21 protein-coding genes are annotated in these 24,677 nt (G+C 70.0%); 13 read left to right on the forward strand and 8 right to left on the reverse strand.

Annotation, left to right across the window (positions count from 1 at the left end):
* Positions 1-2 precede the first annotated feature (2 nt).
* The 4 genes from V6S85_RS10750 (at position 3) to V6S85_RS10765 (ending at position 3,817) form a co-directional block, all read left to right on the forward strand.
* Positions 3-761: an SDR family NAD(P)-dependent oxidoreductase gene (locus tag V6S85_RS10750; protein ID WP_116565568.1), complete on the forward strand. Its 759-nt coding sequence runs from the start codon at positions 3-5 to the stop codon at positions 759-761.
* A 188-nt stretch (positions 762-949) separates the two neighbouring features.
* Positions 950-2,017, forward strand: a complete 1,068-nt coding sequence (locus V6S85_RS10755) for an ABC transporter substrate-binding protein (protein ID WP_334348939.1) — start codon at positions 950-952, stop codon at positions 2,015-2,017.
* Between the two features lie 10 nt (positions 2,018-2,027).
* Positions 2,028-3,026, forward strand: a complete 999-nt coding sequence (locus V6S85_RS10760; protein WP_334348940.1) for an ABC transporter permease — start codon at positions 2,028-2,030, stop codon at positions 3,024-3,026.
* On the forward strand, positions 3,023-3,817 hold the full coding sequence (locus V6S85_RS10765) for an ABC transporter ATP-binding protein (RefSeq protein ID WP_334348941.1): 795 nt from the start codon (positions 3,023-3,025) through the stop codon (positions 3,815-3,817). The genes V6S85_RS10760 and V6S85_RS10765 overlap by 4 nt, the downstream gene beginning before the upstream one ends.
* Here V6S85_RS10765 and V6S85_RS10770 read toward each other — a convergent pair.
* The gene (locus V6S85_RS10770) at positions 3,811-4,695 is read right to left on the reverse strand and encodes an alpha/beta hydrolase (RefSeq protein WP_334348942.1); all 885 of its coding nucleotides are present in this window, start codon (positions 4,693-4,695) and stop codon (positions 3,811-3,813) included. The two genes, V6S85_RS10765 and V6S85_RS10770, sit on opposite strands and share 7 nt — an antisense overlap.
* Before the next feature lie 167 nt (positions 4,696-4,862).
* On the opposite strand from V6S85_RS10770, the gene V6S85_RS10775 reads away from it, so the two are divergent.
* From V6S85_RS10775 to V6S85_RS10790, 4 genes are read left to right on the forward strand one after another with little or no spacing between them, the layout of a single operon-like run.
* Entirely contained in the window at positions 4,863-7,139 is a 2,277-nt protein-coding gene (locus V6S85_RS10775; RefSeq protein ID WP_334348943.1) for a TonB-dependent receptor, read from the forward strand.
* Positions 7,140-7,155: 16 nt separating this feature from the next.
* On the forward strand, positions 7,156-8,220 hold the full coding sequence (locus V6S85_RS10780) for an LLM class flavin-dependent oxidoreductase (protein ID WP_334348944.1): 1,065 nt from the start codon (positions 7,156-7,158) through the stop codon (positions 8,218-8,220).
* A gap of 2 nt (positions 8,221-8,222) precedes the next feature.
* The gene (locus V6S85_RS10785) at positions 8,223-9,506 is read left to right on the forward strand and encodes an MFS transporter (RefSeq protein ID WP_334348945.1); all 1,284 of its coding nucleotides are present in this window, start codon (positions 8,223-8,225) and stop codon (positions 9,504-9,506) included.
* A gap of 18 nt (positions 9,507-9,524) precedes the next feature.
* Positions 9,525-10,607: a Gfo/Idh/MocA family protein gene (locus V6S85_RS10790; protein WP_334348946.1), complete on the forward strand. Its 1,083-nt coding sequence runs from the start codon at positions 9,525-9,527 to the stop codon at positions 10,605-10,607.
* 250 nt (positions 10,608-10,857) lie between these two features.
* Here the strand turns inward: V6S85_RS10790 and V6S85_RS10795 are convergent, their stop codons facing one another.
* Complete coding sequence (locus V6S85_RS10795) at positions 10,858-11,745, reverse strand: LysR family transcriptional regulator (RefSeq protein ID WP_334348947.1); 888 nt, start codon at positions 11,743-11,745, stop codon at positions 10,858-10,860.
* Positions 11,746-12,010: 265 nt separating this feature from the next.
* On the opposite strand from V6S85_RS10795, the gene V6S85_RS10800 reads away from it, so the two are divergent.
* Together V6S85_RS10800 and V6S85_RS10805 are read left to right on the forward strand one after the other, a co-directional pair.
* On the forward strand, positions 12,011-15,046 hold the full coding sequence (locus tag V6S85_RS10800; RefSeq protein WP_339593549.1) for a ligand-binding sensor domain-containing protein: 3,036 nt from the start codon (positions 12,011-12,013) through the stop codon (positions 15,044-15,046).
* Positions 15,039-15,674, forward strand: a complete 636-nt coding sequence (locus V6S85_RS10805; RefSeq protein ID WP_116565547.1) for a response regulator — start codon at positions 15,039-15,041, stop codon at positions 15,672-15,674. The genes V6S85_RS10800 and V6S85_RS10805 overlap by 8 nt, the downstream gene beginning before the upstream one ends.
* Here V6S85_RS10805 and V6S85_RS10810 read toward each other — a convergent pair.
* The 4 genes from V6S85_RS10810 to V6S85_RS10825 all read right to left on the reverse strand — a co-directional run bounded on the left by V6S85_RS10810 (position 15,671) and on the right by V6S85_RS10825 (position 18,836).
* Positions 15,671-16,561: a hypothetical protein gene (locus V6S85_RS10810; RefSeq protein ID WP_334348949.1), complete on the reverse strand. Its 891-nt coding sequence runs from the start codon at positions 16,559-16,561 to the stop codon at positions 15,671-15,673. The genes V6S85_RS10805 and V6S85_RS10810 overlap by 4 nt on opposite strands.
* Positions 16,562-16,707: 146 nt before the next feature.
* The gene (locus V6S85_RS10815) at positions 16,708-17,496 is read right to left on the reverse strand and encodes an alpha/beta fold hydrolase (RefSeq protein WP_334348950.1); all 789 of its coding nucleotides are present in this window, start codon (positions 17,494-17,496) and stop codon (positions 16,708-16,710) included.
* Between the two features lie 96 nt (positions 17,497-17,592).
* Positions 17,593-18,057, reverse strand: coding sequence for a hypothetical protein (locus V6S85_RS10820; RefSeq protein ID WP_334348951.1), 465 nt, complete (start codon positions 18,055-18,057; stop codon positions 17,593-17,595).
* Positions 18,058-18,086: 29 nt separating this feature from the next.
* A complete protein-coding gene (locus tag V6S85_RS10825; protein ID WP_116565540.1) occupies positions 18,087-18,836 on the reverse strand; it encodes an SDR family NAD(P)-dependent oxidoreductase in 750 nt (249 codons plus the stop codon).
* A 108-nt stretch (positions 18,837-18,944) separates the two neighbouring features.
* On the opposite strand from V6S85_RS10825, the gene V6S85_RS10830 reads away from it, so the two are divergent.
* Entirely contained in the window at positions 18,945-19,847 is a 903-nt protein-coding gene (locus V6S85_RS10830) for a LysR family transcriptional regulator (RefSeq protein ID WP_334348952.1), read from the forward strand.
* Positions 19,848-20,027: 180 nt separating this feature from the next.
* A complete protein-coding gene (locus V6S85_RS10835; protein WP_116565536.1) occupies positions 20,028-20,555 on the forward strand; it encodes a helix-turn-helix domain-containing protein in 528 nt (175 codons plus the stop codon).
* Here the strand turns inward: V6S85_RS10835 and V6S85_RS10840 are convergent.
* Together V6S85_RS10840 and V6S85_RS10845 are read right to left on the reverse strand one after the other, a co-directional pair.
* Positions 20,552-22,534 (reverse strand): PAS domain-containing sensor histidine kinase, encoded by a 1,983-nt coding sequence (locus V6S85_RS10840; RefSeq protein WP_334348953.1) that lies wholly within the window; start codon positions 22,532-22,534, stop codon positions 20,552-20,554. The genes V6S85_RS10835 and V6S85_RS10840 overlap by 4 nt on opposite strands.
* Before the next feature lie 262 nt (positions 22,535-22,796).
* Complete coding sequence (locus V6S85_RS10845) at positions 22,797-23,810, reverse strand: alpha/beta hydrolase (RefSeq protein WP_334348954.1); 1,014 nt, start codon at positions 23,808-23,810, stop codon at positions 22,797-22,799.
* Positions 23,811-24,250: 440 nt separating this feature from the next.
* Between V6S85_RS10845 and V6S85_RS10850 the strand changes: the two genes are divergently transcribed.
* Positions 24,251-24,658 (forward strand): DUF427 domain-containing protein, encoded by a 408-nt coding sequence (locus V6S85_RS10850; protein ID WP_116489773.1) that lies wholly within the window; start codon positions 24,251-24,253, stop codon positions 24,656-24,658.
* Positions 24,659-24,677: the final 19 nt, after the last annotated feature.

Below are 24,677 nucleotides of genomic sequence, written 5' to 3' on the forward strand. Positions count from 1 at the left end.
TCATGGACCTGAAACTGGCGGGAAAGCGCGCCATCGTCACCGGCGGCAGCCGGGGCATCGGCAAGGCCATCGCCCTGGCGCTGGGCCGCGAAGGCGTCGAGGTGGCCATCGCCGGGCGCGACAGCGTGGCCCTGGAGGCGGCGACCTTCGAACTGGCCAACGCCCTGGGCCGGCGGGTGACGCCGATCCGCGCCGACACCGGCGACGACGCCTCGGTCGACAATCTCGTGCGCGCCGCGATCGCCGAGCTGGGCGGGATAGACATCCTGGTCAACAACGCCGCCACGCCGGGCGGCGCGGCCCCCGCCGCCCGGCTGGCCGAGGTGGACGGCGCGGCGCTGCTGGCCGACGTCAACGTCAAGGTCGCCGGCTATCTGCGCACCGCCAGGGCCGTCGCGCCGCATCTGTTGGAGGGCGGCTGGGGCCGGATCATCAACATCGGCGGGCTGGCGGCGCGGACCACCGGCCACTACGTCGCCTCGATCCGCAACGGCGCGGTCTCGTCCCTGACCAAGAACCTGGCCGACGAACTGGGTCCACGCGGGATCACCGCCAACGTCATCCATCCGGGCGGCACGCGCACGGAGAAGACGACACCGGAGGCCGAGGCCAGGATCGCCCAGGGCAACACCATTGGCCGCATCGTCGACGCCTCGGAGATCGCCTGGCTGGCCGCCGTGCTGGCCTCGCCGCTCAGCGGCGCGATCAACGGCCAGACCATCGCCGCGGGCGGCGGCATACCCCGGACCATCGACTACTGAGCCTCCGGCCCCAGTAATTCTGGCCCGCTTCCAAGATTAAGCGAAGGCGGGCGTCAATTCCTCAAGCCCCGGCGAACACATCAGTCGCGCTGATACCGTTGATGAGAACTGCGCGTTTGTTCGCTTTTTCTCGCTCCGGCTAAGCGTCGGACACGAAGACCGCCCTCCGAAGAAAGACGACAGACGCCATGTCCGAAGACCTCGACGACATCGCCGAACCGGAGGCCAGGCCCAAGCCCTCCCTGCTGAGCCGCCGCAACCTGCTGGTCGCCGGCGGCGGCCTGGCGGCGGCCGGCGTGGCAGGCGCGGTCGCCTGGGGGACTGCGGGCCCCAAGCGCCCCGTCACCGCCGACGGCAAGCGCAAGATCCGCCTGGCCTGGAACGCCAACGCCATCTGCCTGGCCCCTGCCCTGCTGGCCAAGGAATACGGCATCTACGCCGACAACGGCCTGGACGTGGAGCTGGTCAACTTCGCCGGCTCGACCGACCAGTTGCTGGAGGCGATCTCGACCGGCAAGGCCGACGCCGGGGTCGGCATGATCCTGCGCTGGATCAAGCCGCTGGAGCAGGGTTTCGACGTCAAGCTGATCGCCGGCACCCACGGCGGCTGCCTGCGAGTGGTGGGCTCGCGTCGCCACGGGATCACCGACGACGTCCAGAGCCTGCGCGGCAAGACCATCGGCCTGGCCGAGATCAGCGGCTCGGGCCGCAACGCCCTGGCCGTGCTGCTGAAGGCCAACGGCCTGGATCCCAACCGCGACGTCGAGTGGCGGGCCTTCCCCGCCCCGCTGCTGGCGGCGGCCGCCGAGAAGGGCGAGATCCAGGCCTTCGTCGATTCCGATCCCCTGCTCTACCTGCTGCAGAAGGCCTCGAAGGGCGACCTGGTCGAGGTGCTGTCGAACCTTTCCGCGCCCTGGCAGGACCGCTTCTGCTGCGTGCTCGGCGCCAGCGGCCACCTACTGCGCGACGACCGGCCGGCCGCCACCGCCCTGGCCCGCTCACTGGTCACCGCCGCCACCCTGTGCTCGCAGGACCCACACGCCACCGCCCGGGTCTTCGCGCCCTACGCCAAGGCCAGCGAGGAGGACCTCGTGGCCGTGCTGCGCATGCAGACCCACGACAAGCACCCCGTCGGCCGCGACCTGCAGCACGAGGTTGCGCTCTACGCCCAGGAGCTTCGCGACGTCGGGGTGATGAAGCCCAACCTCGTCCCCGACCGCTTCGCGGCTGGGATCGTCGACAACGTCTTCGCCTGAGGAGCCGACCATGACCGGCATCGACGTCGCCCGCCCCACCGCCCCGCCACTGGCGCGATGGACCACCCCGCCGATCTGGAGCGAAGGCCTGGCCGCCGCGCTCGTCTGGATCGGCGCGAGCGCCCTGACCCTGGCCTGGCCCGACCTGACGCCTTGGGCGCGGACCGGCCTGTGGGCCCTGCTCCAGTTCGCGCTGGCCGCGCCGCTGCTGGCGCTGTCGCTGGCCGGCGCGTCCTGGACGCTGACCGGCCGCCTGAAACCCGCCGGCCGCTGGCTGATCGCCCTGCCGCTGGCCCTGACCGCCTGGCAGGTGCTCACCGCCAAGACCGGCATCCTGCCCCTGCCCTTCTTCCCGCCGCCGCAGTCGATCCTGGAGGTCTATACCGACGACGCCGGCCGGCTGGTCGAGAGCGTCGTCCACTCGCTGGCCCTGCTTCTGCCCGGCTACTTCTCCGGCGCGCTCTTCGGCTTCGCCATCGGCGTGGCCGTCGGCTGGTCGAAGACCGCCAGCTACTGGGGCCATCCGATCCTGCGGTTCGTCGGACCTCTGCCGGCCACAGCCTGGCTGCCGGTCGCGTTCTTCTTCTTTCCCGGCGCCCGCAGCGCCAGCACCTTCCTGATCGGTCTCTCGACCCTGTTCCCGGTGGCGGTGCTCACCGCCTCGGGCGTCGGCAGCGTGCTCAGCGGCTATTACGACATCGCCCGCACCCTGGGCGCCTCGCGCGCGTTCCTGATCCGCAAGGTCGCCGTTCCGGCCGCCCTGCCGCACGTGTTCGTCGGCCTGTTCATGGGGCTGGGCGCCTCGTTCGCGGTGCTGATCGTGGCCGAGATGATGGGGGTGAAGGCCGGTCTCGGCTGGTACCTGCAATGGGCGCAAGGCTGGGCCGCCTACGCCAACCTCTACGGCGCGCTGATCATCATGGCCCTGCTGTTCTCTGGCCTTATCGGCCTGCTCTTCGCCGTCCGCGACCGGGTGCTGGCCTGGCAGAAAGGCATGGTGCGCTGGTGACCGCTCTGGAACAGACCCTCGACACCCCGGTGCCGTCGGCGCCCCAGGGCCTGTCGGTGCAGGCCCGCCGGGTCAGCCACGCCTTCACGACCAAGACCGGGCAACTGCCGGTGCTCGACGACGTCAGCTTCACCATCGAAGCCGGCGAGTTCGTGGCCCTGCTGGGCCCCAGCGGCTGCGGGAAGTCGACCCTGCTGCGCCTGCTGAGCGGGCTGGATGCGCCGCGCGAAGGCAAGATCGGCGCGGACGGCGTCAGGATCACCGGCCCCGATCCCAGCCGCCTGCTCGTGTTCCAGGACCCGACGCTCTATCCGTGGCGTTCGGTGCGCCAGAACCTGGCCGTCGGCCTGGAGACCCGCGGCGTGCTCAAGGCGCAGAAGGGGCGGATCGACGAGATCCTGCGCCTCGTCGGCCTCGAGGCCTTCGCCGACGCCCTGCCGCACGAACTGTCCGGCGGCATGGCCCAGCGAGCGGCTCTGGGTCGGGTGTTGGTCAACGACCCGCGCCTGCTCCTGCTGGACGAACCGCTGGGCAAGCTCGACGCCCTCACCCGCATGACCCTGCAGGAGGAACTGCTGAAGATCTGGCAGGCCCGCCGTTTCACCAGCGTCCTGGTCACCCACGACGTCGAGGAGGCCCTGCTGCTGGCCCAGCGTATCCTGGTGTTCAGCGATCGGCCGGCCCGCATCATCCGGGAACTGGCCGTGCCGCTCGACTATCCGCGCCGGCGAGAAGACCCCGTCTTCGTGGCGCTTCGGCAAGAGATCCTGTCCGGACTGGCGCCTCACTGACCAGGGACGCCGAGCGCACGCACCCAGTTCAGGAAGAGATCCGGCCAGGCGGCCGCGGAGGAGCCGGCCGGCGCGCGCAGGCCAAACCCGTGGCCGCCGCGCTCGAACACGTGCAGGGCCGCCTGGGCGCCGGCCTGCCGCCACCCTTGAAAGGCCTGAAGGCTGTTGTCGACAGTGACGCGCGGATCATCGGCGGCGTGGAAGAAAAAGGTCGGCGGCGGCGACTTGGGCGGACCGGGATAAAGCCCCCGCCGGGGCGAGGCTGGCACGTTCAGATAGGGATAGCCCAGGCCCAGGAAATCGATCCGAAGAGGGTCGCGGTCGAGCTGATCGACTGGCGGATAACGGATTTCATCGCTGCGGGCGACTAGGCTCGCCGCGATCGTGCCGCCCGCCGAAAAGCCCAGGACGCCAACGCGGCGCGCGCCCGTACGGCGAGCGAGCAGGCGCAGCGCCCGCGCCGCGTCGTGCAGCATCACCTCCTGGCCGTCGGCCCAGCCCTCGCCAGGCAGGCGATAGAGCAACGCCCCCGCCGCGTAGCCGGCGTCCGCCAGCCAGCGGCACACCTCCTCGCCTTCCTTGTCGAACACCACCCGGTTGAAGGCGCCGCCGGGAACGACCAGCACCGCCGTGTCGCTTGGGCCGGAGGGTCGATGCAGGCTCAGGCGCGGTTCACGCACGCCGGAGATGTCGCGCCCCTTGCGTCCCTGGTCCTCGACCTCGCGCACGGTCTCGCTGACCGTGACCTGTTCGCCGCCGGGCGCGCCGGCCGACCACAAGGGGATCGTCTCGGCCAGGCGCGCCTTCGGGGCGGCGGAGCCGGCGCTCGCGGCGGCCGAAACGCCGAACACGCCGGCGAGTAGGATGCGTCTGTTCATGCGGTCTTCCCTGGTCGGACGACCGCCCTAGCAGAGGTGGCCGATCAGTCCCTTTTGGAAATCCTATTAATCCGATAGGAAAAATTGAATAACGACATTTGCCCCCCTCAAGCTACTCCGCCACGGCTCGCCGACCGGTCGGCGCCAAGCCATCTGGGGGATTTCCAATGCCGTCTTCCGTCTCGCGTCCTCGCGGTCGCGCCCTCGCCGTCTCGGCGCTTCTGATCGGCGCCAGCCTGCCCGCCCTTGCCTGGGCCGCTGACGCGCCCGCCTCCGACACGCAGCTGGAAGAGATCGTCGTCACCTCGCAGCGCCGGGCCGAGAACGTCCAGAAGGTGCCGGTGGCGGTGACGGTCGTCCGGGGGGACGACCTCGAAAAGCGCCAGACCTTCTCGGCCGAGCAACTGGTGCAGCAGGTGCCGTCGCTGACGTTCCGCAAGGGCACGACCAACGTCAACTCGTCTCTGAACATCCGCGGCATCGGCACGACCTCGTTCTCGGCGGGCTCGGAGCCCGCGGTCTCGACGGTGGTCGACGGCGTCGTCTACGCCCGCTCGGGCCAGGCCTTCTTCGACTTCTTCGACGTCGACCGCATCGAGGTGCTGCGCGGTCCGCAGGGCACGCTGTTCGGCAAGAACGCCTCGGCCGGCGTCGTCTCGATCGTCACCCGCCGCCCCTCGGCCACGACCAAGGGCTTCGTCGAGGGCAGCTGGTTCGAGGGCGATGAATATCGCCTGCGCGCGGGCGTCTCGGGCCCGATCAGCCAGACCCTGCGCGGCGGCCTGACGGCGGTGTACGGCCAGTACGACGGCTCGGCGACCAACGTCTACGACGGCTCCAAGGTCAACGGCTACGAGCGCCTGGGCTTCCGCGGCAAGCTGGAATGGACGCCCAGCGACGACCTGACGGTCAGCCTGATCGCCGACAGCGTCAACGCCGTCGACAACGGCTCGGCCGACGCCATCGGCTACGCAACGCCGGGCGACGCGATCATCGGCCAGCAGGCGCCGCTGGTCCTGAGCCCCAGCAACCGCGACATCAACAATGACGTCGCGCCCGTCACCAAGGACAGCACCTGGGGCTATTCGGGCCAGGTCGACTACCGGCTGGGCGACTACACCCTGACCTCGATCACCGCCTGGCGCGGCTGGGGCAACACCGAGGTGCGCGACGGCGACTACACCTCCATCGCCGGCCGGCGCGTGGGCACGGCTTCGTCGAAGGACGTGGGCGTGCTGGACTTCAACCAGTTCACCCAGGAAGTGCGCCTGGCCTCGCCGACCGGAGGCTTCCTCGACTACGTGGTCGGGGCCTTCTACTACAAGACCAAGCAGGACAATTACTTCAACCGCACCAACGTCGCCTGCGCGGCCACCACCCTGGCCGGCGGCGTCTGCGCCACGGGCTCCTCGACCTTCGTCGTCACCTCGAACGGCACGGCCAACTTCACCACCGAGCTCGAGAACTACGCCGCCTTCGGCCAGGCCAACCTGAACTTCACCCCGCGCCTGCGCGGCGTGGCCGGCCTGCGCTGGTCGCACGACGAGATCAGCTTCGACTTCGCCCGGGTCTCGGCCTTCCCCACCGCCACGGCCGGCGTGCGCCCCAGCTTCGCCGCCCAGGGCTCCAAGAGCACCGATGGCGTGTCGGGCCGGATCGGCCTGCAGTACGACCTCTCCGACAACGTGCTGGGCTACGTGAACTATTCGCGCGGCTACAAGGGCCCGGCGATCAACGTGTTCTTCAACATGCAGGCCTTCGACACCCTGCCGCTGGATCCGGAGAAGTCCGACGCCTACGAGGCCGGCCTGAAGAGCACGCTGCTGGACCGCCGGCTGGTGCTGAACCTGGCCGCATTCACGACCAACTTCAAAGGCTTCCAGACCACCAACTTCGACACCGTGGCCGGCACGATCGTCAGCCGCCTGGTCAATGCGGGCGAGGTTTCGACCGCGGGCCTGGAGCTCGACGCCCAGGCGCGTCCGGCCAGGAACCTGACCCTGTCGGGCGGCGCGGCCTACACCGACGCCAAGATCGAGAAGTTCCACTGCCCGGCGGGTTCGCCGGCGACCTGCTCGGCGATCAACGGCCAGCCGCTGGGTCCGGCGAAGTGGCGCTGGTCGGCGGCCGTGGACTATCTGGTCGAGACCCCGTCCCTGCCCTTCGACATCGGCCTGAACTCGTCGATCGCCTACCAGGGCGCGGGCCGTCCGAACGTCAACAACCCCAACCTCGGCCCCGCGCCGGAAGGCTTCAGCCTGTGGGACGCGACCGTCTCGCTGGTCGATCGCGAGGACCGTTATCGCCTGTCGTTCATCGCCAAGAACATCGGCGACAGCTTCTACACGACGGCCAGGATCCCCAGCACCTACGTGCGCCAGCAGGTTCCGCGCGACTCCGAGCGTTATTTCGGGGTTAGCCTGCGCGCCAACTTCGGCCGTTGATCGAGGCGCTCCCAGCATGACCGCATCGAGTGAAGTCTCCTGGTTCTCGGCGCTCTGCGACGACGACTACGAGTTCCTGGGCGTGCCCGACCCGGCGCTGGCGTCGAGCTGGGAGCATTGCCGCAACATCGCCCTGGCGGCCGAAGCAGGCGGTTTCGACAACCTGCTGCTGCCGTCGGGCTATGGCCTGGGCATCGACACCCTGGCCTTCGCGGCCGGGATCGCGCCGTTGCTGAAGCGCATGCGGCTGCTCGCCGCCGTGCGCATCGGCGAGGCCTGGCCGCCGCAGCTGGCCCGCCAGTTGGCGACCATCGACCAGATGCTGGGCGGCCGGCTGACGATCAACGTCATCTCCAGCGACCTGCCGGGCGAGACCCTGGCCAGCGGTCCGCGCTATCGCCGCACGGTAGAGGCAATGGCCCTGCTGCGCGCCTTCCTGAACGGCGAGAGCGTCGATTTCGACGGCGAGTTCTGGAAGCTGAAGCTCGATCCGCCGCGCATCCGGCCCGTGTCGGGTCGCGCCCCGCCGTTCTATTTCGGCGGCCTGTCGGAGGACGCTCGCGAAGCGGCCGCGCAGGGCGCCGACGTCTATCTGATGTGGCCCGACCGGCTGGACGTGGTTCGCGACACCATCGCCGACCTGACGGCTCGCGCCGACAAGCGCGGCCGCAAGCTGAAGTTCGGCTATCGCGTCCATGTCGTGGTGCGCGAAACCGAGGAAGAGGCCCGCGCCGCCGCCGACCGCCTGCTCTCACGCCTCGACGCCAAGACCGGCGAGGCGATCAAGAACCGCTCGCTCGACAGCCAGTCGGCCGGCGTGCGCCGCCAGGTCGAGCTGCGCGAGGCCTCGGCCGGCGACGGCTTTGTCGAAGACAACCTCTGGACCGGCATCGGCCGCGCCCGCTCGGGCTGCGGCGCGGCGATCGTCGGCGATCCCGACCAGGTGCTGGCCAAGCTGAAGGCCTATCAGGCCCTCGGGATCGAGGCCTTCATCCTGTCGGGATATCCGCACCAGGCCGAAGCCGACCTGTTCGCCCGCCACGTCCTGCCGCGCCTCGCGCACGGCCCGCTGGAGCTCTGAGCATGGCGCACGGCGCATACCTGCCGCCGTCGGAGACGACGGGCCAGGCGACCTCCAATCGACGCTGGCTGCTGCTGGCCTTCCTGATCGGAGCCGGCATCCTCAACTATGTCGACCGCCAGATCATCGCGATCCTCAAGCCGGTGATCGAGAAGGACCTCGGCTGGACCGACGCCGACTACGGGACCCTGGCGGCCCTGTTCCAGTTCTCGGCCGCGGTGGCCTTCGCCTTCACCGGCTGGATCGTCGACAAGCTGGGCGCCCGCCTGGCCGCGCCGGTCGGCGTGGCCGCCTGGAGCCTGGCGGCCATGGCCCACGGCGTGGCCGTGACCTTCGGCCAGTTCGGCCTGGCCCGCGTGGCGCTGGGCGCGACGGAGTCGATGGGCACGCCGGCCGGCATCAAGGCGCTGCGGGCCCTGTTCAACGACCGCATGCGCTCGCTGGCCGTCGGCATCTCGAACGGCGCGCCGAACATCGGCGCCGTCGCCACGCCCCTGCTGCTGCCGCTGCTGGCGGCCGCCGTCGGCTGGCGGGCGTCGTTCGTGATCGTCGGGGCGGCGGGCTTCGTCTGGGTCGCCGCCTGGTTCGCCGTCTCGCGCAAGGCAGACCTGCCGCACGAGCCCGCCCAGGCCAAGGACAAGGGCCAGACCCTGGCCATGCTGCGCGACCGCCGCACCTGGGGCCTGGCCGGCGCCAAGGCGCTGTCGGACCAGGTCTGGTGGCTGATGCTGTTCTGGGCCCCGGACTTCTTCCACCGGGTGTTCGACCTGACCATGGCGCAGCTGGGTCCCGCCCTCGCCGGCGTCTACGGCCTGGCGGCCCTGGGCTCGATCGCGGCGGGCTGGATCGGCGCGCGGCTTCTGGCGCGGGGCTGGAGCCTCAACGCCGTGCGCAAGACCTCGATGCTGGTCTGCGCCCTGCTGGTGCTGCCCGTGCCGCTGGCGGTGCTGGCCCAGAGCCACTGGATCGCCGTGGGCCTGCTGGGCCTGACCCTCGCCGCGCACCAGGGCTTCTCGGTCAACATCTTCGCCACCATCACCGACGTGATCCCGGCCCGCCGGATCGGCGCGGTGACCAGCTTCGGCGCGCTGTGCGGCAACTTCGCCGGCATGGGCATCGTCTACCTGGCCGGCAAGATCCTGACCGGCGGCCACGGCTACCTGCCGCTGCTGCTGATCGCCGCCGCCTCCTATCTCGTGGCGCTAGCTTGGCTGCAGCTGTGGCTGCCACGCCTGCAACCGGCCGAGGACGACCACATCCCCTTGGCCCCGGCCCCTTCCCTCTGAGTGAGCGTGAGTAGAGACATGACGCAGCCCCTACGGTTCGGGATCGTCGGCGCAGGCATGATGGGCCGCGAGCACATCCGCAACCTGAAGCTCCTGTCCGGCGCACGGCTGACGGCCCTGGCCGACCCCACGCCAAGCTCGCTGGACTGGGCCCTGAGCGAGGCCGGCGACCCGGGCGTCGCGACCTTCGAGACGTCGCAGGCCGTGGCCGCCAGCGGCCTCGTCGATGCGGTGATCGTCGCCTCGCCCAACTTCACCCACCGCCAGGAACTGGAGCCGCTGTTCGCGGCCGGCCTGCACATCCTGTGCGAAAAGCCGTTGTGCACGACCCTGGAGGACGCCCGCTGGGCGGTCGAGCAGGCCAAGACCCACGCGGGCGTCTTCTGGACCGGCATGGAGTACCGCTTCATGCCGCCCGTCGCCGCCTTCGTCGAGCGCGTCCACGCCGGCGAGATCGGCCGGCTGGTGCAGCTGTCGATCCGCGAGCACCGCTTCCCGTTCCTGCCCAAGGTCGGCGACTGGAACCGTTTCTCGGCCAACACCGGCGGCACCATGGTCGAGAAGTGCTGCCACTTCTTCGACCTGATGCGCCTGATCGTCCGCGACGAGCCGGTGCGGGTCTACTGCTCTGGGGCGATGGACGTGAACCATCTGGACGAGCGCTACGACGGCCGCACGCCGGACATCATCGACAACAGCTTCACGATCGTCGACTTCGCCGGCGGCCAGCGCGCCATGCTCGACCTCAACATGTTCGCCGACGGGGCCGAGAACCAGGAGGAGATCGGCGCGGTGGGCGACACCGCCAAGCTGGAAGTGTTCATTCCCAGCGGCGACGTCGTCTTCAGCCCCCGCGTCGGCTTCCTGGCGCCCAAGCAGGTCAGCCGCACTCACGTGGCGGTCGACCAGGCGGCGCTGGAGGCGGGCTCGCACCATGGCGCCACCTTCCACCAGCTGGAGGCTTTCCTGGCCGCCGTCGCGGGAACGGCGCCGATCCAGGTCACCGCCGAGGACGGCCTGCGCGCCGTCGCCATCGGCGTCGCCGCCGAGATCAGCGCGCGGGAAAAACGCGTCGTGGAACTGCGCGAACTGGGGTTATGACGCTCACGCGCGGACCACCGCAAGCCCTGAGAACTAAGCCACCCTCAGGCGGAGTTGTGCGGCGGACATGAACAAGGACGACCGCCCCCGACGAACTGGACGCCCGTCGCGCCGCGATGGGCTTGGGCTTGGGCTTGGGCTTGGGCTTGGGCTTGGGCTTGGGCTTGGGCTTGGGCGACATAACGTCCTACGCCAAGGAGGCCACGCGGAACTGCGGCCAGGCGGCGCCGGCGCGAAAACCGCCAGCCCCCTAGTTCGCACCGGTCGCGGGAAGCGACTGCTCCAGGCTCCTGACGAACATGCGGACCTTCGGCGGGATCATGTGCGAACTGGGATAGACGGCCCAGATCCCCAGCGGCTCGGGCTCGGCGTCCTCCAGGAGGATCTGCTGAACATCCGCATTGTCCAAGACCGGATCGGCGTACCAGCGCGACAGGTTGGCGATGCCAAGCCCGCCCCGGCACGCCTCGTAGACGGCTTCGATCGAACTGGCCGAAAAGCGCCCCGAGACCTTCTGCTTGAACGCCTTTCCCTCACGGACGAACGCCCAGTGCGACGAGCCGGTGGCGACCAGACACTGGTGGTCGGCCAGGTCGGCCAGGGTCTTGGGTCGACCGAACGCTTCCAGATAGGCGGGCGAGGCCCATAACGCCCTTGGACTGTCGGCAAGTCGTTTCGCCGCGAGCCGATTATCCCTGAGCGGCGCGATGCGGATCGCGACGTCGATGCCCTGACCCACGATGTCCACCTGATCGTCGGTCGTCAGCAGGTCGACCTGCAAGGCGGGGTGATCGCGCATGAAGGACGGCAGCATCGGTGCGACGACCTTGCGCCCAAAGGCGGTCGAGGCGGTTATTCTCAGGCGCCCGGTAAGGCCTTTGCCGTCGGGGCGCAGGTCCGCCAGCGCGCCCGCTCGCCCTTCCAGCAAAGCCACGGCGTGCGGCAGGAAGATCTCGCCGTCGGTCGTGGGGGACAGCGAGCGCGTGGTCCGGTGGATCAGCCGCACGCCAAGCTCGGCCTCGAGGTTGCCGAGGCTGCGAGACGCGGCCATGGCGCTGAGGCCCAGGCGTCGCGCGGCGCCGGCCAGGCTGCCGACACGCACGGCCTCCACGAAAATCTCGATCTCCGCAAAGTCCATTATCTCGAATTCCGTTGGGCCGCCGCAACAGCATCTGCGCCTACAGCGATCCTGGATATAGTTCCATATCGCCTTCATCGTCACGGCCAGCACAGCGGATCGTCGCTGGCCCCCGGTGGCCGGTCATGGTCGCAGAGGCGAACATGAGCAGGGACCGGAAAGGTGCCCTTCGCTCCCCCCAACCGGGGCTTGCCACCCGCGTCCTTTCGGGCGGCAAATGCGGTCAGCTCCAGACTCGGAGTCTGGGAAGCGGCGGAACTCACCTGTGCGATTGATCAAGGCCGTCCTTTTCGCGGCGATGCTGCTGCAGACGACGACCTTGGTCGCGGCCGAACCGGCGCGCCGCATCACCCACTACACCCACCAGAGATGGACCGAGGAAGGCGAGGCCCCCGCGCCGATCATCGCCATGGCGCAGGGCCGCGACGGCTATCTCTGGCTGGCGACGGGCGCTGGCCTCTTTCGCTTCGACGGCATCGTCTTCGAGCGGATCGGCGCCGACAACGGCGACGAGCAGCACGACCAGCCCAGCGCGCTGCTGGCGACCCGTGACGGGGCCATCTGGACCAGTTTCACCCGATCCCACCGCTTCGCCGTCTATCGCGACGGCGCGCTCAAGGTCCTGCCCACGCCCGTCGCCCCCGACCGGGTGGTCTCCATGGTCGAGGGAAAGGACGGGACGATCTGGGCGCTGACCGCCGTGTTCGACGCCGAGCTGCTGCGGCTGCGCGACGGACGCTGGCGATCGTTCGCCGCCGGCGACGGCCTGCCGCGCGACGACGCGCTCAGCCTGCTGGTGGCGGCCGACGGCGGCGTCTGGGTTTCGCTCAGCAACTCCGTCGCGCGCCTGGCGCCCGGCGCCGAACGGTTCGAGGTCGTGCGCCGAACGCCGCGCGCCAACGGCATGCTGTCCCAGGACCCGCAGGGGCGGGTCTGGCTCTCGGAACGACGCGGCAGCTATCCCATCACGGGCCCAAGCGGACGTGGAACGCCGCCGGCCCAGCTCCCCTACCCCACCGACGACGCCCAGATCCGCGGCGCGCCCTACTTCGACCGCACGGGCAACCTGTGGATCGCCACCCGCTATCGCGGCCTGCAGAGGGTGGCCGCCGTTCCCCACGACGGAACGCTTCTCGTCGAGTCGCTCCGCGGACGGGACGGACTGTCCTCGGACCTGACCAGCCAGGTCTTCGAGGACAGGGAAGGCAACATCTGGGTCGGCTCGGAAAAGGGCCTCGACAAGCTGCGTCCGGCGACGCTGAGGTCGGAGCCCGCGCTCGCCAATCCGGCGGCCTTCGGCGACAAGCTTCTGGCGACATCGGACGGCGCGGTCTTCATCGGCCAGGCCGACGCGATCTACCGAACCGCACCGGGCGGCGCCCCAAAGCGCGTCCTGGCCGGGATCCGCGAGCCGCAGAGCCTGTGCGAGGCGCCGGACGGCGCCGTCTGGATCGCCTTCGCCGACCGCATCGTCGTCTGGAAGTCCGGGCAGGCGACGAGAACCCTGGTTCGCCCCGACACCGACAGCATCATCTATGACTGCGCCTTCGACGCCGAGGGCGACTTCTGGATCTCGGCAGCCGCCGGAGGACTGCTGCGCTATCGCCAAGGGCGATGGGAGACGATGTTTCCCCCGACACTGGGCGACGGCTTTCGTCCGACCACCATGGTCAGGGACGGCCAGGGGCGTCTCGTCGTGCAGTGGGACCTGCGCAAGCTGGCGTGGCTGGAGCAGCCGCATCCGCGGTTCCAGCCGCTCGAGCTCGGGCGCGACGCCACGGCCGTGACGCTTTACCCGACCTCGCGAGGCGACATCCTGGCCGCGGGCGCGTTCGGGCTGGCTCGCTTCCAAGGAGATCGGACGGAGACCGTCAATCCCGATCGCGGCGCCCTGCGCGGCCGGATCAGCGGCCTCGTGCAAACGCCCGACGGCGACACCTGGCTGGCCTATCCCCGGGCCCTGGTCCGGCTCTCGGGCTCGGACCTGGAACAGGCCTTCGCCAGCCACGTCCTTGCCCCGGCGAGCCTGTCGCTGGGCTTTGGCGACGGCCTGACCAGCCGACCGCACTCGCACAGCCAGCGCTCGCTCGTCCAAGGCGGCGACGGACGGCTCTGGGTGGCGACGGAGACCGGCGTCCTGTGGATGGACCCCAGGCGCATCGCGCGGGACGGTCTGCCTCCCGGCGTGGCGATCAAGTCGGTGATGGCCGGCGGGCGGCTCCATCGCGACCCGACCGCGCTAAGCCTGAAGGAAGGCACGTCGAGCATCGAGATCGACTATGCGGTGCTCAGCTTCGCCGATCCGAGGCAGGCCAGCGTTCGCTACAAGCTCGAAGGCTTCGACCGGGAATGGGTCAACCCCGGCGCGCGACGCCAGGCGTTCTACACCAACCTCAAGCCCGGCAAGTATCGCTTCCACGTCATCGCCGCCAGCAGCGAGGGCGTCTGGAACCGCACGGGCGCCGCGATCACCTTCGAGATCCCGCCCACCTTCCTCCAATCGCGCTGGTTCCTCGCCGCGTGCCTGATCCTCGGCGCGGCGCTGCTGTGGCTGCTCTATCGCCTGCGCATGGCCCAGGTGGCGCAGCGCATCCATGTCGGCCACGAGGCCCGGCTGGGCGAGCGCGAGCGGATCGCCCGCGAACTGCACGACACCCTGCTCCAGAGCGTGCAGGGACTGGTGCTGCGCTTCCAGTCGATCGCCAACAAGATGCCGCCGGGCGACCACGCCAGGGACCTCATGGAATCCGCGCTGAAGCGCGCCGACGACGTGATCATCGACGGCCGCAACCGGGTTCGCGACCTGCGCTCGGCCGAGAACACCGGCGACCTCGCGGCGATCCTGGAAGAGCGGGCGAACGCCGCCTGCTTCGACCCGTCCGTTCTCGTGAAGGTGTCGACGGAAGGCGTCCCGCGTGCGGCGCACCCGCTGGTCACCGGCGAGATCGGCCGGATCGCGGGCGAGGCGCTGTTCAACACCGCCCGTCACGCCCGCGCCAAATCGGTCGAGATCATGATCGGCTTCGCCCGTCATCAATTGAGCGTCCGGATCCGCGACGACGGCGTGGGCTTTCCCCCGGACGTCATCGCCAGGGGCCACAAGCCCGGCCACTTCGGCCTGATGGGCATGCGCGAGCGAACCCAGCGGATCGGCGGGGTGTTGTCGATCGACAACCGGCCGTCCGGCGGCGCCGAGATCAGCCTGCGACTGTCGGCTCGCCTCGCCTACGTGGCCGAGGCCCAGTCGTGGACGTGGCTGTCCGATATCCTTCGTCGTTTCAGGAGAAGCCAGGTTGGCTGAGTCGAGTTCGCGTCCCATCCGCATCCTCGTGGTCGACGACCACCCCATTCTGCGCGAAGGCGTCGCCGCGATCCTGGAGGACAGGACCGACATGGTGCTCGTCGGCGAGGCCCGGGACGGGGTGGAGGCCATCGTCCAGTTCCGCGACCTGCAGCCGGACGTGACCCTGATGGACCTGCAGATGCCGGGCATGGGCGGCGTCGAGGCGATAAAGGCCATCCGCGACGAGCACCCGGACGCCCGCATCGTGGTGCTGACCACCTATGACGGCGACGTGCAAGCGGTTCGCGCCCTGCGGGCCGGCGCCCTGGGCTATCTCCTCAAGAGCAGCCTGCGCACCGAGATGCTCGACGCCATCCACGCCGTGAGGCAGGGTCGGCGCTACCTGCATCGCAGCATCGCCGACGAGATCGCCATCCACGTGCTCGACGACGGCCTCAGCGAGCGCGAGGTCGCCGTCCTGCAACTGGTCGCCGTCGGCAAGGCCAACAAGCAGATCGCGCGGGAACTGGGGATCTCGGAGGAGACGGTGAAGGGCTACCTCAAGACCATCTTCACCAAGCTCAACGTGTCCGACCGCACCCATGCGGTGACCGTCGCCGCCCGCAGGGGCATCATCGAACTCTAGGCCGACAGCCCTCGCCTTCCGAGCCAGGCCGCCAGGCTCAGCACATAGCGATGGGTGTCGGCCAGGGCCCGGGGTTCGCGGGCCATGCCCTCGCCGGGCGTCTCCGACACGAAGGACGGGCAGCCCGCCGCCAGGTCCCAGTTGTAGTCGGCGAAGTGATGGAAGGTGCTCTGGGCGAGCGCGGCGCCCGCCGCCGGGCCGCGCTCGAAGGCGACGGCGAGGTTGAAGGCCCGGCCGGTCGTTCGGCTCGCGCCGGCGGCGATCACCCGAGCGTCGCCGTCCTCCGGCGCGATGACGGCGCCTTCGTGCGGATGCGCCGGCAGGTAGCGCAGCACGCCCGTCGGCGAGGTCGGGTCGCGCAGGATGGGATGCACCGGCGCGACCGCCACGATCTCCTGGTAGTCGCCGTTCGCGCCCGAGCGATAGTTGGGCCAGGAAATGGCCTGCGTCTCCTCGTCGTCGCGAACATGACGCCCGACGTCGGGCTCGAGGTTCTTGCTGTGAAAGCAGTGCGCCGCGCCCACCCCGCCCAGGGTGCAGACGGACGAGCCGAGATCCATGTGGTCGCGGGCGATCATCAGTCCGCCGCCGGTCTCGCGGAAGCGCGAGACGGCGACGCAGTCCTCCTCGGTCAACCCGTCGCCGACATCGACGGCGAACAGCCACAGCTGGTCGAAATCGCTGTCCTGCATGCGCGAGAGCACGGGATCAGGCCCGCCCGTCGCCTCGCGGTCGCGGGCCTCGACGGCGTAGAGCGCCCGCCCCTCGCCATCGACCGCGCCCGACAGCAGGTCGCGCAGGGCGCTGAACCTCGCGATCGACCAGTCGTCCTCGGTGGTCGGGATCGTCGTCTGCAAGAGGATCCGGATCGGTCCTGGGCTGCTCATCGAAATCTCCGGCGTCATACAGCGTCCCCTGGCCGGCCATGCTGCCGTGGGCGCGCCCGTTGGGATTGATCCAGGCGCGCGCATCCCGCGGGCGTCATCGTACAAGACCCCGCCCGCCGCCGGCCCGGCGACGGACGGGGCCTGGTTCATCGCGCCGAAGCGGCTTCCTCGATCAGGGCGGCGACCTTGTCGGGATGCGAGACCATCAGGGCGTGCGACCCGCCCTCGATGGCCACGGTCTTCCGGGCCTTGGCGCGTTCGGCCATGAAGCGCTCGGTCTGGGCCGGGATGTTGCGGTCGGCCGTGCCGTAGACGACGTAGGACGGCAACTGCTTCCACGTGGCGACGGTGGCCGGCTCAGCCAGGGCGGCCTTGGTCACTGGGCGCTGGGTCGCGGCCATCAGCGCCGCGGTCGCCGGCGGCGTGTCGGCGGCGAACTGGGCGTGGAACTTGGCCGGCTGGATGTAGAAGTCCTCGCCGCCGTCCGGCAGGCGCACCGAGGTCAGGGTCTCGCCCAGGGTGCCGCCCGGAAACTTGGCCGAGAGGGTCAACGCCGACTCCCCGACCTCCGGCAGGAAGGCCGCGACATAGACCAGCGCCGAGACGTGCGTCTTGCCGGCGGCCGCCTCGGTGATGACCTCGCCGCCATAGGAATGGCCGACCAGAACGACCGGCCCCGGGATGGAGTCGACCAGCGCCGACAGCGACGCCGCGTCAGAACTCAGGCCCCGCAGAGGGTTGGCCGCCGCGATCACGGTGTAGCCGTCGCGCGACAGCTTGCCGACCACGCCGTTCCAGCCCGAGGCGTCGGCGAAGGCTCCATGGACCAGGACGATGGTGGGTTTGCCCCCGGCGGCGTCGGCCGCATGGGCGGAGGCCGCGCCGGACAGCGCCATGGCGGCGGCGAGCGACAGGGCTCGGATGGACTTGCGCATCGATATCTCCGTGACGGGCGGAAGGGCCCTCGCGCAAAAGGATGAGCCGGCGGCCGGGAGCAGGCCTATCTCGCGGATGGGCCTGCTCCCCTCGTGCTAAGGTCTAGGGTCGCCGGCCCCCGCGGCCTGCGGCGCCCGCGCAAGCGCTCGGGGCGGCAGGAAATCCCCGGCATGAGCCAGGTCGGGCCAGGGCAGCACGGTCTCGCCGGCCACCATCCAGTTTCCCGCCTCCTTGCGCAGCCGAAGTTCGTAGAGCGCCGGACGTGTCGCGGGGCTCATCCGGCGATAGAGCAGCACCGTGGCGTGGTCGCCCTGCTGCTCCACGTGCAGGAAGCGGTGCTCGGTCGACAGCGAAGCCTCGCCGTCGTCGCGGCGTCCCCGGAACTCGGCGAGCATGTCGGCGCGGCTGCTGCGCACCACGCGTCCCTCGTCGTCGAGGAACAGCAGCGACTGATCGGCGGTGTAGAGCGCCTCCATGCCCTCCATGTCGTAGGCGCTGCCCAGGCGGATCACCCGCAGCACGAAGTCGATGATGGCGGGATCGTAGATTTGCTTGGTCATGGTGTTCTTTCCTGATGGGGTGGGGTCGCTCACAGCAGGGTCATGCCGCCGTCGACCTTCAGGTCGATGCCGGTGATGAAGCTGCTGGCGTCCGAGGCCAGGAACAGCGCGGCCTTGGCCGTCTCGTCGGGACGGGCCATGCGGCCGAGCGGAATGCGGGCGGCCATGCCGGCCTCGAAGGCCGGTCGCTGCTCGGGCGGCACGCCGAGCTTTTCGAGAATGGCGGTGTCGGTCGGGCCCGGGCTGAGCAGGTTCACGCGGATCCGGCGCTCGCGCAGTTCGATGGCCCAGACCCGGGCGAAGGCGCCCAGGGCCGCCTTCGAGCCGGCATAGGCGGCGTGTCCGTCCAGCGCCTTGCCGGCGGCGATGGAGCCGGTGAGGATGATCGCCCCGCCGTCGCGCAGCAGCGGCTCGACCTTCTGGACGCCGAAGAAGACGCCACGGGTGTTGACCGCGAACTGGGCGTCGTACTCGTCTTCCGAGACCAGCGGCGACGGCGTGATCGTGTTGATCCCGGCATTGGCCATGTAGACGTCCAGGCCGCCGAAGCGCTCGCGCACCGCGTCGGCCACCGCCTCGTGGTGACCAGGATCGGCGACGTCGCCGACGATCCCGAAGGCTCGCGGGCCGATATCGGCGACGGCCGCCTTCACCGCATCGGGCCGTCGGCCGGTGACGATCACGTTCGCGCCCTGCTCGACGAACAGCTTGGCCGAAGCCAGGCCGATGCCGCTGGCGCCGCCGGTGATCACGGCGACCTTGTTCTTGAGAGTGTCCATTTCGCTTTGCTCCGATCGCGTCTGCTTGCGTTCGGACACCTAGATAGACGTGAGCGAAATTCTTATAAGAACGCAGAACAGAACATCTTTTGTGCCATCATGGACAAAATGAACAATCCTCTCGAAAACGCCGCCGGACTGTCGGCCTTCATCGACGCGGTGGAGACCGGCTCGTTCAGCGCGGCCGCCCGCAAGGCCGGAGCCACGCCGTCGTCGGTGTCCAAGAGCGTCGCGCGGCTGGAGGCCCGGCTGGGCGTGCAGCTGTTCGCGCGTTCGACCCGCACCCTGACCCTCACCCCCGAAGGCGCGGCCTATTTCGAGCGGGTCATGCCGCTGCTGCGAGCCCTGGGCGAGGCGCAGGACGTCGTGCAGACCGCCGCCGCCGCGACCGGGCGCCTGCGGGTGTCGATGCCCACGGACCTGGGCCGCCTGCTGCTGGACCCGTTGACCCGGGTGTTCATGCCAAGGCACCCGGGCGTGAAGCTCGAACTCGACATGAGCGACCGCCATGTCGACCTGATCCGCGAGGGCTACGACCTGGCCCTGCGCGCCGGCCAGGTGGAGGAGAGCGACCTCGTCGTCCGCTCGCTGGGCGCCGCGCCGCTGGCCCTGGTCGCCTCCCCCGAGCATCTCGACCGCCACGGCCGCCCCAAGACCCTGGCCGAACTGGCGACCGCCCGCCACGTCGGCTACCGCCTGGGCGGACGCCCCTTCCCCATCCGCTTCGCCGACGGCGCGACGCTGTCGCCGGAGGGCGTGCTGGACTGCGATTCCGGCTTCGCCTTGCGGGCGGCGGCGGTGAACGGCGTCGGCGTCGCCCAGCTGCTGCGCTGGACCGTCGATGAGGATATCCGCGCGGGCCGCCTGGAGGTCGTCATGCCCAACGCCCCCCTGCCGGTGGTGCCGTTGCGGATGCTGCACGCCTTCGGCCGCTTCCAGCCCCTGCGCGCGCGGCTGTTCTCCGACTTCGTCGCCGAACAGCTGGCGGCCATGGCGCGCAACCCTTCCTGAGCCGCGGGCACGCCGCTCGCCGTCCGATCCTACCCGCCGGTATAGGTCGGCCCTGCCCAACGCCCGGATCGATCGTCGTCCTCGCCGTCCGTACCCTTCCGTTCGACGCTGCCGCCCCATGCGCCCCACCAACGGGATCCACGGGTTCGGCGAGACGGATGCAGAGACGGAAATTGCGCCATGGAGCCAGCGATCAACTTCACCACCAGCAGCGGTTCGTACCGCTTGGTCGCCGGCCTGCTGGTCGCCGCGCTCGACGAACTGGCCCCGGACCAGTCCGAAATCCGCGCCAAGCTCGCGCGGGCCATCCAGCTGGTGGGCGGCGCGCCCACGCCGCTGGTCCATAGCGGCGGTTTCGCGCCCTGGCAGAGCAAGCGGATCGAGACCCACATCAGCCAGAACCTCGAGACGCAGCTGCGCCTCGACGATCTGGCCGCGATGGTCCGGGTCAGCCGCAGCCACTTCTCCCGGGCCTTCAAGAAGAGCTTCCGGCAGTGCTTCTCGCGCTATGTGATGAGCCTGCGCCTGGAGCGGGCGCGCATGCTGCTGGTCAACACCGAAGCGCCGATCAGCCAGGTCGCCCTGGCCTGCGGCCTGACCGACCAGCCCCACCTGACCCGCCTGTTCCACCGCGAGTATGGCGCCCCGCCCAACGCCTGGCGGCGAGCGCACAGCCAGATGCGGCAAGCGGCGGAGAAGACCGCCTAGACGCCCCGCCCGAAAGGCAGGGTGATCCGGAAGATCGCCCCGCCGTCCTCATGGTTGGCCGCCGAGATCTCGCCGCCGTGCTCGGCGATGATCGACTGGCAGATGGCCAGCCCCATGCCGATGCCGGTTTCTTTGGTGGTGAAGAAGCCGTCGAAGATGCTGGCCAGGTGCTGATCGGCGATCCCCGGCCCGCTGTCGTGAACCCAGATCACCACCCCGCGCCCCGCCCGGACCGCGCCCAGGCGGATCTCGCGCAGGTTGACGCCGGCGTTCTCGATGGCCTGGATGCTGTTGACCAGGAGGTTGACCAAGACCTGTTGCAGCTGGACCCGGTCGCCATCCACCGCCGGCAGGCCCGGCTCGACCGTCAGGATCAGCGCGATCGCCTTGGTCTCCACCTCGTGCCGGACGATCGTCAGCGCCTCGTCGATGATCTTGGACAGATCCAGCAGCCCCGGCTGCGGCTCGCGCTTCATCGCCATGCCGCGGATGCGCTGGATGATCTCGCTGGCGCGGCTGGCGCTGACGGCGATGCGTTCGGTCAGCGTGCGCACCTTGCCCAGATTGGGACGTGGCTGGCCCAGCCAGCGGAGGCTGGTCTCGGCGTTGGTCAGGATGGCCGACAGCGGCTGGTTGACCTCATGGGCGATCGAGGTCGCCAGCTCTCCAAGGGTCGAGACCCGCGCGGCGTGGGCGAAGTTCGACTGCAGGCGCCGCAGCTCGGCCTCGGTCCGCAGGCGCTCGGTGATGTCCTCGATGGTGATGAAGGTAGTGTCCATGTACTCGGGCGGCGTCGGATAGGTGACGCTTAAAACCACGTCGAGCACGCGGCCGTCGAAGGTGGCCATCTTGGCCTGCTCGACATAGTTTCGCGCCCCTTCGAAGTGGGCCTTCATCACCCGCTTGGCCATGTCCGGCGTGGCCGAGAACAGGTAGCGGACCGACTGCAGCAGCTCCGCCGGGTTTCGGGCCCCGAACAGCGACACGGCGGCCTGGTTGACGTCGGTGACCACGACGATGTCCTTGGCCAGTTCGACCAGCGCCGGATTGGCGTCGAGATAGGCCATGATGTCGTCGATCCCTTCGGCGCGCAGGCGGTGCAGCTCGTCGCCCGAGCGGCGGGCGTCGACATGCCAGAGCGGCGTCGGCGAGAAGTGGATCAGCTTGCGATAACGGTCCTCGCTGGCCTGCAGCTCCCAGGCGGTGCGGTCGTCGCAGACCGCCGCGGTGACCATCAGGAACAGCACGTCCGGACGCGCGGGCTCGGCCGAACGCCAGGCGGTGGCCGTGGCGCCGGCCAGCAGGCCGTGCGGACCGAGCGCGCGGGCCAGGGGCGACACCGAGGGCTGCCGCAGGGCCGCGCCCAGCAGCTCGGCCAGGCTCTCGCGGCTCTCGGCCGGCCAGAAATCGGCCAGCGCCCGCCCCGCCATGTGCTCTCGGCCGATCGCCGCGCCGAACAGGCGAACGGCCCGGGTGTTGGCGTCGATGATCCTGCATCCCTCAAGCAGGGCGGCGCCCGTCTCCGCCGCCGCGGCCGCGGAAATGTCCAGCTCCCAGCAGGCGGCCGAGGCCCGCTGGTGGCCCGCGCGGGCCTCGAGCGGCGTCTCCTCGGCCTGCACGGCCAGGGGCTGGCTGTATTCGACGACGTCGCGGGGAGAGCCGTCCGGATTGCGACGCACGGTGCGGCGGCCGCTGGCGACCACGGCCGGCCCGATCGCGCCGCGCCGCCGGACCGCCCCCTCCCAGGCGCCTTCCAGCAGGAGCAGCGCCCATTCCTCGTCGTGCAGCAGCGGATCGGCCGCCAGGTCCGAAAGCCCCAGCCCCACCATCGCCATGGCCGGCCAGCCGTACAGGGCCTCGGCCGCGGGGTTCCAGTATCGCACCACGCCCGACGGGTCGCAGACCACCACCGCCTCGGAGGCGAGGTCGACGAGATCCCCCCGCTCGCTACGGGCCAGGCTGCGGAAGACCGTGCTCATCGCCGCCTCCCCTCGAAAGCGCGTTTGCCCAGGCGCGCGACCAACAGGAAGGTCCGGCGGGATTGGACGATGGAGCGTGCGTGGGACCTCTTCATGGAGCCCAGGGTAGCCCCCCGCCCCCCTGCCGCCCTCACACGGACGGGGGCGCCGCGCGCCCCCAATCCGCGTCGTTCCTTGCCGGCGACCGCCCGCGGAAGACGACTCGACCCGGTCCGGGATCCACGCGGCGGACGATCTCCAGACCGTCCGCCGCCTTCCGCGACTACTTGTGCAGCGCCTTGTAGAGCGCCGTGTTGGCCTGCAGCACCGCCGCCCGGGTCGCCGGGGTCTCGGCGACGGCGTTCAGCATCATGAAGTCATGGATCGCGCCGTTGTAGCGGGTAGAGGTCACCCGCACGCCGGCCTGCAGCAGCTTGCGAGCATAGGCCTCGCCTTCGTCACGCAGCACGTCGTTCTCGTCGACGATCACCACCGCTTCCGGCAGGCCCTTCAGCTCCTCGATGCTGGCCTGCAGCGGCGCGACAGTGGGCTGCTTGCGGCTGGCCGCGTCGGGGGCATAGGCGTCCCAGAACCACTGCATGGCCTTGCGGGTCAGCCACGGCCCCTCGGCGAAGGTGGTGTAGGACCCCGTCTCGAAATTGGCGTCGGTGACCGGATAGAGCAGCACCTGCAGGTCGAACTTCGGGCCGTTGCGGGCCTTGGCCATCAGCGTGAGCGCGGCCGACATGTTGCCGCCGACGCTGTCGCCGACGATGGCCAGCCGCGACGGATCGACCTCGAACTGGTCGGCGTGCTCGATGAAGTATTGGAGGGCGGCGTAGGCCTGCTCGACGGCCACCGGATAGCGCGCCTCGGGCGAGCGGTCGTAGTCGACGAACAGCACCGCGGCCTTGGCGCCGACGGCGATCTCGCGGGTCAGGCGATCGTGGGTGTCGATACCGCCCAGGACCCAGCCGCCGCCGTGAATGTGCAGCACCACCGGCAGCTTGCCCTTCACGCCCTCAGGGCGAACGATGCGAACGCGGACCGATCCGGTCGGGCCCACCGGGAACACCTTGTCCTCGATGCGGGCCGGAAGCTTGGCGACCGGGATCGCCTGGGCGCCCGACAGCGCGCCCCGCGCCTCGGTCGGGGTCATGGTGTAGATCGGCTTGCCCCCGGCCAGGGAGTCCACGAAGGCCTGGGCGGCGGGATCGAGGATCGGCTGGGCGGCGGCGGCGCCCGACAGCGCGGTCGCGACGAGGGCCGCGGCGGCGACGGTGGTGGTCTTGGACATGGCTTTGCCTCTGGAAGGTCCGCGAAGGCGTTTCGCGTTCCAGATCGACTAGTCCCGCCTTGATCGCCGGGCTTGGCGCTCGGCGCTCGGCTTTGCAGGCTGGAGGCCCGTTCGCCAAGGCCCTCTCGAACCGTCGCGAGGCGCGGGAGGCCTCGCCCGGAAGCGGTCGCGCCTATCCCTTGGCATGGGTCGGACTACGCCTTCTCCGAGCATGCCCCGTCGGTCGTCGGTCGCGGGGCGCGGAACGGCGCGTCCAGCGGATAGCTACAAACGCCGGCCGATCCCCGCCCCAATGACGGCGAGCCGTGTCAATCGGACGTGACAGGGATGGTGAACGCAGGATTTTTTCCGATTTCATCCTGCGACCAACGAAGCGGTAGGCGAGCACCCTACCTGTCCGGCTCGACCCTTCTCGCCAGAAGCAAGGAAAGGCCACCGCCATGACCACCGGGGAAACAGACCAGATCTACACGCTGACGCGCGAGGCGCGGCGCGTACGCGCCCTGTTCGAAGGCCACGACATCGCCGACAGTGACGACGTCGTCACGGTGCATGAGGCCGGGCGGCCGCCGGTCTACTATTTCCCCCGCCGCGACGTGTTCATGATCTTCCTGCGCCAGACCGACAAGGTCACCCACAACCCGCACAAGGGCGAGGCGCGCTACTTCACGATCTATCGCGACCAGCACATCGTCGACAACGTGGCCTGGAGCTACGAAGCGCCCAAGGCGGCCTTCGACTCGCTGTCGGGCCGCATCGCGTTCCTCGCCGCGCACGTCGAATTCCAGGTCGACGGCCGCTCGGCCGCCGAGACCGAGGCGGCGCTCGAAGCCGGATATGACGACTAGGGGGCCCTGGCCGCCCGGG

This window comes from Caulobacter sp. CCNWLW153, from assembly GCF_036889365.1.
Taxonomy (GTDB): domain Bacteria; phylum Pseudomonadota; class Alphaproteobacteria; order Caulobacterales; family Caulobacteraceae; genus Caulobacter; species Caulobacter radicis.